The 8214-nt window shown below is 26.6% G+C and carries 6 protein-coding genes; all 6 read left to right on the top strand.

Features of this window, described 5'->3' with window-relative positions:
• The first annotated feature begins 113 nt into the window (after positions 1 to 113).
• The 6 genes from Q0V08_RS09065 to Q0V08_RS09040 all read left to right on the top strand — a co-directional run bounded on the left by Q0V08_RS09065 (position 114) and on the right by Q0V08_RS09040 (position 8068).
• The gene (locus Q0V08_RS09065; RefSeq protein ID WP_297434099.1) at positions 114 to 1571 is read left to right on the top strand and encodes a carbohydrate porin; all 1458 of its coding nucleotides are present in this window, start codon (positions 114 to 116) and stop codon (positions 1569 to 1571) included.
• Positions 1572 to 1633: 62 nt separating this feature from the next.
• Complete coding sequence (locus tag Q0V08_RS09060; protein ID WP_366099790.1) at positions 1634 to 2626, top strand: LacI family DNA-binding transcriptional regulator; 993 nt, start codon at positions 1634 to 1636, stop codon at positions 2624 to 2626.
• A 46-nt stretch (positions 2627 to 2672) separates the two neighbouring features.
• Positions 2673 to 3584: an ROK family protein gene (locus Q0V08_RS09055; RefSeq protein WP_297434098.1), complete on the top strand. Its 912-nt coding sequence runs from the start codon at positions 2673 to 2675 to the stop codon at positions 3582 to 3584.
• 3 nt (positions 3585 to 3587) lie between these two features.
• Positions 3588 to 4943: a PTS cellobiose transporter subunit IIC gene (celB, locus tag Q0V08_RS09050; RefSeq protein ID WP_297434096.1), complete on the top strand. Its 1356-nt coding sequence runs from the start codon at positions 3588 to 3590 to the stop codon at positions 4941 to 4943.
• 2 nt (positions 4944 to 4945) lie between these two features.
• Positions 4946 to 6349 carry a glycoside hydrolase family 1 protein gene (locus Q0V08_RS09045; RefSeq protein WP_297434094.1) on the top strand — a complete coding sequence of 468 codons (1404 nt, stop codon included), beginning with the start codon at positions 4946 to 4948 and terminating at the stop codon, positions 6347 to 6349.
• Positions 6350 to 6589: 240 nt separating this feature from the next.
• A complete protein-coding gene (locus tag Q0V08_RS09040) occupies positions 6590 to 8068 on the top strand; it encodes a helix-turn-helix domain-containing protein (protein ID WP_297434092.1) in 1479 nt (492 codons plus the stop codon).
• The last annotated feature ends 146 nt before the right edge of the window (positions 8069 to 8214 follow it).

Genomic DNA, 8214 nt, shown 5'->3' with positions numbered 1-8214 from the left:
AGCGTGGGGAGGACAACAAGGAGTAGATGAAAGCAGTTTTCCACAAGAGATGATAGTAGATTATGTTAGAGTTTATGATTTAGGAATAGATAATAATTAAATAGGGGGATATAATGAAATTAAATAGATTATTAGTTTTAGGATGTATTTTATCTCAAATGGTAACTCAGGTAATAGCTCAAGATACTATAGAAAAAAGAGTTGAAAAGTTAGAGGCGATAATAAAAAAACAAGATGAAGACATTAAAGTTTTGGAAAAAAAAGATTATTTTGATAAATTAGAGTTTCATGGTTACTTTAGAACAGGAACTGATGGTAATTTAAGAGATTCTAATAGAAGAGTATGGGATTCTTCTAAAAATTTAATAGGTAGATGGGGAAATGAATACGATACATATGTAATCTGGAGTTTATCAAGAAAATTTACTATGGATAACGGAGCATGGTCTAAAGTAAAAATAGAACTTGAAAACTGGAATAATTTTTATAATCAAACAGTTGGAGAGGAAGCAAATCAAAAAATAAATTTAGCTGATTTAACTTTACAAATGGGAGATTTATCTATTTTTACAGGAATCTTTAAAGAGTCTGTTATAACAGCAGGAAAAACTGGATGGAATAATGAGATTGTGGATATACTAGATTATTATTTTCAAGATATAGATGGAACAGGAGTAGGTATTGATAAAATTAAACTAAGTGATGGATATTTAAATTTAGCATATATATCAGCAGATTTTGAAGATAAAATAAATCAATATTATACAGAAACACTTACTCCTATATATGATTTAGGCCAAGTTAAAACTTCAGGAACTATAAGAGCTTTTAAAGGTATGTATACACAAAATGATATAAGTTTAGAAGTAATGTATGCAAACTCTCCAGATCATGATGGTATGAAATATTTTGGTGTAAATGAAACTGAAGTATATAAGAGAGATGCAGCAGCTGATGGAGTATATACAGGAGTATATTATAAACCCAAAAACTTTTTTGGATTGAAAGGATGGGGACAGCATTATTTACAATATTCAAATGGAGTATTAGCTGGAAGTGGTTTAGGAAGATTAAATACTGTTGGAAATATGTTAGCTCATAAATCATCTCAAGCATATCAGTTAGGATTAGGTGGAGGATATAATATTGCAGAGAAAGTAACACTTTTATCAGCTTTGAGAGCTGCTTACACAGAAAAAATGGATGCAAGAGAGTATCAAATTAATCCAAATACAAAAGATGAGTGGAAAACAGGATTTGCAGATACTCAAAGAGAGATAGGTTTAACATTAAGACCAATATATACGTTAAATAATTTTGTAGATTTATGGTTAGAAGCTGGAATTGGAAATATAAATTATAAAACGTATAACGATATAGAAAATGATATATTAATTTATAAAGTTTCAGTAGGACCACAGTTAAGATATAGCATAGGGTATGCTGAAACAACAATAAGAGCTTATGTGACATACATAAACGAACATAGAAAAGTTGACTATTCAAATTCAACAGAGAAAAATAAGAGAAATGATTTAATTGCAGGTTTTCAAATGTCAGCTTGGTGGTAAAGGGTTGACATAATTTTAAAAAAATAATATCATCAATTAGTAGAAAAGAAAAATAAGGGGGAATTTATATAAAAATTGATGATATAGCAAGAATATCTGGATATTCAAAAGCAACAGTTTCAAAAGTAATTAATAATTATCCAGATGTTTCTTTGAAAACAAAGGAAAAAATATTGAAAATTATTCAAAAATATGATTTTCAACCAAATATACAAGCTAGAAATTTAGCTGGAAAAAAAGATACTATCGTTGGTGTTTTTATTTTTGAAGAAACAGGAATGTATGGATCATCTTATTTTAAAGAGCTGGTAGCTTTAGTAACAGAGGCAGCAGAGGAAAAAAATATAAAAATACTTTTATCCATTGTAAAAAATTCTGAATCAAAAATGAAAATTAAATCGTTTATAGATAATGGAATGATACAAGGAGCAATTGTTATTGGAGTAAAGTTAGATGAACCAGAGTTAGAAAAAATGGCAGAACAAGGATATAATTTAGTAGTTTTTGATTATAAGAATACAATTAATTATAAGAATGTATTTTTAATAAATTCAAATAATTATGAAGGGGGAAGGCTTGCTGCTAGATATTTACTTCAAAAAGGAATAAAGAAAGTTTTTCACTTAGAAGGAACTCAGGATAAACTAGCAGGAGTAGAAAGAAAAGATGGATTTTTAGATGAGATAGATGGTCATGGAATAATCTATAAAATTTTACCAGGAAACTTTCAATTTCAATTAGGAAAAAAATTGCTTAAAGATGAAATAAAAAAAGGGAATATTCCAGAAGGAATATTTTGTGCGAATGATGAAATGGCACTAGGATGTTTAGAAGCTATTTATGAAGAGAGAATAGAAGATAAAAATATATCTATTGTAGGTTTTGATAATACTTTAATATCAAGTTTATACAGACCAAAGCTGACAACAATAGGTTATAATTCAAAAAAAATGTCACAAAAAGCAATTGAAGTTATAGAAAAAATGATAAATAATGAAGATTTGGAAGAGTTTATTTACGAAAGTGAGATTACACTTGAAAAAAGAGATACTTAATCTCTTTTTTTATAGATAACCGAAACCGTTTTCGAAAAGGAGAAATATGAGATACTTAAGTTTTGATGTTGGTGGGACTAATATAAAATACTCACTAATAGATACTAATGGAAATATTTTAAAAAGTGATAAATATACAACAATAACTAATAGAGAAGAATTTTTAAATAAAATAGAAGATATTGTAAAAGAAAACAGCGAAAAAATAGATGGATTAGCATTTAGTATGCCAGGAGTTATAGATGTAGATAGAGGATATATGATAACAGGGGGAGCCTTATATGAACTTTATGACTATAATTTTAAGGAGGAACTAGAAAAAAGAATAAAAATTCCAGTAGAAATAGAAAATGATGTAAATTGTGTAGCTTTAGCAGAAAAATGGTTAGGAAATGCCAAAGAAAATAAAAATTTTATCTGCTTAACTATTGGGACAGGAGTAGGAGGAGCACTTTTTATAAATGATAAAATTGTAAGAGGAACTAAATACTCTGCTGGAGAATTTGGATTTATGATAACAGAGAGATTAAAAAATATAGCTGATTCAACTCTTAGTATGAGAGGAAGTGTTAGAGGAGGTTTAATAAAATCTTACGCTAATAAAGTTAATCAAAAATGGGAAGAGTTAGATGGAAAAAAAATATTTGAGTACGCAGAAAATGGAGATAAGATTGCAATTGAAACTATAGATGAGTTTTACACAAATATAGCTTATTCAATCTTCAATCTAATCGTTTCTTTAAATCCTGAAAAAGTATTGATCGGTGGAGAGATATCTGTAAGAGAAGATTTTATAGAGAGAGTTAAAGAAAAATTAGAAAAATTAAAATCTGAGATTGTAGATTTAAAAAATCTAGAGTTTCCAACAATCGAAAGATGTAAATTTTTAAATGATTCAGGAAAAATTGGAGCACTATATAATTTTAAATTAATGCAAAAAAGTAGAATGGAGGATTAAAAAATGAATTTAGAAAAATTTAATCAATTTTTAGAAGATAAATTTATGCCCTTAGCTGGAAGAATAGGGAATCAAAAGCATTTACAATCAGTTAGAGATGGACTTATACTTACAATGCCTTTAGCAATAGCGGGATCAATATTTTTGATATTAGCATTTTTACCAATAAATGGTTATTATGAATTTATGACAGGAATTTTTGGCGAAACATGGATGACAAAATTTTTATATCCAGTAAACGTAACTTTCGATTTGATGGCAATATTTGCAGTTATTGGAGTCTCTTATAGATTAGCTGAAAAAAATAAAATAGATACACTTACATCGGTAGCCTTAGCACTAATGTGTTTTATGATGCTAACTCCTTTTAAAATTACTGGAAAAGAAGAGATTTTATCTGGAATTCCATTGGCTTTAACAGGAAGTGGAGGATTATTCGTTGCAATTATATCATCTTTATTGTCTGTAGAGTTATATACATATATTGTAAAAAAAAATATAGTTATAAAAATGCCTGAAAATGTACCTCCAGCAGTTGCAAGATCATTTACAGCATTAATTCCTGCAATAGCTATACTTCTTTTAAGTTGGGGAGTTAGACTAGCGGTTGAAACAACAGATTTTGTTCATTTACATAATGTTATAAATCAAGCTTTAACATCTCCACTAACAAAGTTAGCTGGAACATATTTAGGAGTAATGACTATAATTTTATTAATTCAGTTGTTTTGGTTAGCAGGATTACATGGAACAGTTATAGTTTTAGGAGTTTTAAGTCCAGTATTAGGAATAATGGGAGATCAAAATAGATTGGCTTTTCAAGCTGGAGAAGAGATTCCTCATATATTAGGAGGACCATTCTTTGACCTATATGTAACAATTGGTGGTTCTGGAGGAACCTTTGCATTAGCACTTATAATACTATTAGTTGCAAAAAGTCAACAATTAAAAGAGATTGGGAAATTATCAATAGGGGCAACATTTTTTAATATAAACGAACCAATCATATTTGGATTACCAATAATAATGAATCCATATTTAATGATTCCGTTTTTACTGACACCATTAGTAACTGGATCAATAGCATACTTTTTAATAGTTACAGGATTTATAGCAAAACTTCCTGGAATCTCGATTCCATGGACAACACCGCCAGTTATAAACGGATATATAGCTTCTAATGGTTCTTTATCAATAGCTTTATTACAAATTGTATTAGTATTTATTGGAGGAGCAATTTACTATCCATTTATTAAAATATATGATAATGAAAAATTAAAAGAGGAAAAAGAGCAAGAAGGCGAAAATGAAAGAGAGTTGTTAAATAACAATTTTGAAACTAAAGGAGGAGAAATTTAATTATGAGTTTTCCAAAAGAATTTTTATGGGGAAGTGCAACAGCAGCGTATCAAGTGGAAGGAGCTTGGAATCAAGATGGAAAAGGGCCTTCAATTTGGGATTTATATTCAAAAATTCCAGGAACGACATTTGAGGGAACAAATGGTGACATCGCAGCAGACCATTACAATAGATATAAAGAAGATGTAAAAACTATGGCTGAAATGGGATTAAAAGCATACAGATTTTCAATAGCTTGGACAAGAATTTTACCAGAAGGATCTGGAAAGATAAATTCAAAAGGAGTTAAATTTTACAGTGATTTGATAGATGAGTTATTAAAATATGGTATAGAACCAATGGTAACTCTTTATCATTGGGACTTACCACAAGCATTACAAGATAAATACGCTGGATGGGAATCAAGAGAGATAATAGATGATTTTGCAAATTTTGCAAAAATTTGTTTTGAGAATTATGGAGATAGAGTAAAATATTGGATTGTTATGAATGAACCAAATGTATTTATAGATTTAGGTTATTCAATAGCATTACATCCTCCAGGAGTAAAAGATAAAAAAAGAGCTTTAAATGCGGGACATATAACGGCTTTGGCAAATGCAAAAGCCATAAAATTATTTAGAGATATTGTACCAAATGGAAAGATAGGTTCAAGTATAGCTTATGGTCCTGCTTATAGTGCTTCAAATTTACCTGAGGATAAGGCAGCATTAGAAAGATATTATAATCATGCGGTATGGTGGTGGTTTGATGTTTATTTTAAAGGAGAGTATCCACAAGATGCATTAGATTATAATCAAAAAGTTCATGGGGCTCCAGAGATATATAGTGGGGACTTAGAATTATTAAAAAGTGTAAATTCAGATTTTATAGGAATAAATTACTATTGTACACAGATGATAGCTGATAATAAAGAGAATGTGGGATACAACGGTATGAATAATTCAGGTGAAAAAAATAGTCAAAAAGAAAATGGCGTTCCAGGGCTTTTTAAACATGTTAGAAATACTAATTTAGAATATACAGATTGGGATTGGGCAATTGATCCAGATGGATTAAGATATGGAATGTTGCAACTAAAAGAAAGGTATAATCTTCCAATTCTTATAAGTGAAAATGGTTTAGGAGCAGTTGATCCAATAGATGAAGAAGGAAATGTTCAAGATATTCCAAGAATTGATTATTTAAGAGAACATATAATAGCTTGTAGAAATGCTATAAATGAAGGAATAGACTTAATAGGATACTGTACATGGTCATATATAGATTTATTAAGTTGGTTAAATGGGTACAAAAAGCAATATGGATTTATATATATAGATAGAAAAAACAACTTAGAAAGAAAGAAAAAAGCTAGTTATTTCTGGTATAAAGATGTGATTGAATCTAATGGAGAAAAAATATAGTTATAGAAAGTTAAGAATAAACTCACAACAAGATTACATGTATATATTTTAAAGTTTTAAATATTTAAAAAATATATATAGTTGTATTGCGTATATTTTGATATAATAAAAAAGAACTAAGAACCCTTATAAATAAAAGGGTTCTTAGTTTTTTAATAGTTTTAATTTTGATATTTTTATAATTAGAAATAAAAATAGATTCATATATAAATATAAAAGATTTGAAATCAAAGGAGTCGTATGAGTTTAAAAAGTTATGATTTTGAAATATTAGACTTTTTAGTTAGAAATAACGAAGTCTCAATAAAAGAATTAGAAAAAAATATGAATTTATCAGTTTCAAGTATAAAAGTCTCAATATCAAGAATAAATATAGTTCTTAAAAAGAATTTTAATTTTGAAATTTTGATAAATGAAAATAAAATAAAACTGTCTTCTGAAAAAAAGGAACTTTTAAAAGTAAAAGTCTCGAACTCAGATAAAATAATAGATATTTGTAAAAAGGAAAGGATTCATTATATATTGTTAAATTTGATCTTTAATCAAAAAATAAATTTATCTCAAATATCAAATGAATTTCTTTTAAATAGATTAACTATTTTATCAGATATAAAAGAAATAAAAAATATTCTTAAAGAGTTTGATTTAGAATTAGAAAGTATCCCTTGGAAAGGTGTTGTTTTAAAGGGAGATCATGAAAATATATTGGATTTTAGCATTAAATTCTTAATGTATTTTTATATAAAAAAAATAGATAATTATAATTTATCACTGTTTTATTATACATTTGTTAATTCCAAAAGTATAGAATATATAAGAGGTTTAATAAATTGTGATTTAGAATCGAAAATAAAAAAATGTTCAAAAAAAGTATTTAATAGATTCTCAGTAAAAGCTGATATTCATTTGTATTATGCTTTTATTGCGGCGTTAATATATTATAAAATAAGAGGTAAATTTGAATATGAATCGAAAATTTTAGAGATGGAAAATTTATCTGATGATGCTATAAGATATTTAAAAATATTAAAAAATGAAAATTTAATAGATTATATTCAGATAAATAGTGATAAAGATTACTTAGTTTTGATAGAGATTATATTAAGTATAGATGAAAGATATTTAAAAAGTAAAAAATTGAGCTCTAATATTAATATTTTTTTTGATTATATTGAAAAAAATCTAAAAATTAATTTAAGCGAAGAAAATAAAAGCTATTTGATTCATACAATAAATAAAGGTGCTTTAAAAAAGTTTTTTAATTATTCTGAATATAAAGTTCCAGAAACTATTGATTCATATATATTTTTTTATATAAAAAATAAAATTGAAAAAAAAGTGATAGAGTTGTTTCCATTGTTATCAACTGAAGATATTTTTAATGTATTAGTATATATAAAAAATATTTGTTTAAAATTTATAGATAGTAGTTGTAAAACGAAGTATAAAAGTATCTGCATTATCGATTCATCTTTTAATAGTGTTCATGGAGATATTTTAAAAACGCATTTAGAAAAATATTACTATATAAAACAGATTGATATCTATAATTTTGTTGAAGATTTGGATTATGGTTCTATAAATAAAAATTTTGATATGATTTTTTATTTAAATATTCACTGCGAAAGTGAAAACAATATAAATATTCCATGTTTTGAATTTCCGTTTATGGAGGTATTATTCTTGAATTTTGAGAAATATGGATTGTTTAAAAAATAAAAAAATATTATTTGAGAGGTTTATCTTTTGAATAATTATTATATATCATAGGATTAAAGTAGTTTCAATAAATTTTAAATTAACAGAAACTAAATTACAAATAGGGAGATTTTATATGAATCCAATATTTTTACAAATAGGTAGTT

Source organism: uncultured Cetobacterium sp. (genome assembly GCF_947038635.1).
Taxonomy (GTDB): Bacteria; Fusobacteriota; Fusobacteriia; order Fusobacteriales; family Fusobacteriaceae; genus Cetobacterium_A.
This window is presented reverse-complemented; position numbering and strand designations above follow the sequence as displayed.

Bases quoted from the DNA above. Each gene is read 5' to 3' on its own strand.
- Q0V08_RS09055 (WP_297434098.1), top strand. From the start codon at position 2,673: ATGAGATACTTAAGTTTTGATGTTGGTGGGACTAATATAAAATACTCA.
- Q0V08_RS09065 (WP_297434099.1), top strand. From the start codon at position 114: ATGAAATTAAATAGATTATTAGTTTTAGGATGTATTTTATCTCAAATG.
- Q0V08_RS09040 (WP_297434092.1), top strand. From the start codon at position 6,590: ATGAGTTTAAAAAGTTATGATTTTGAAATATTAGACTTTTTAGTTAGA.
- Q0V08_RS09045 (WP_297434094.1), top strand. From the start codon at position 4,946: ATGAGTTTTCCAAAAGAATTTTTATGGGGAAGTGCAACAGCAGCGTAT.
- celB (WP_297434096.1), top strand. From the start codon at position 3,588: ATGAATTTAGAAAAATTTAATCAATTTTTAGAAGATAAATTTATGCCC.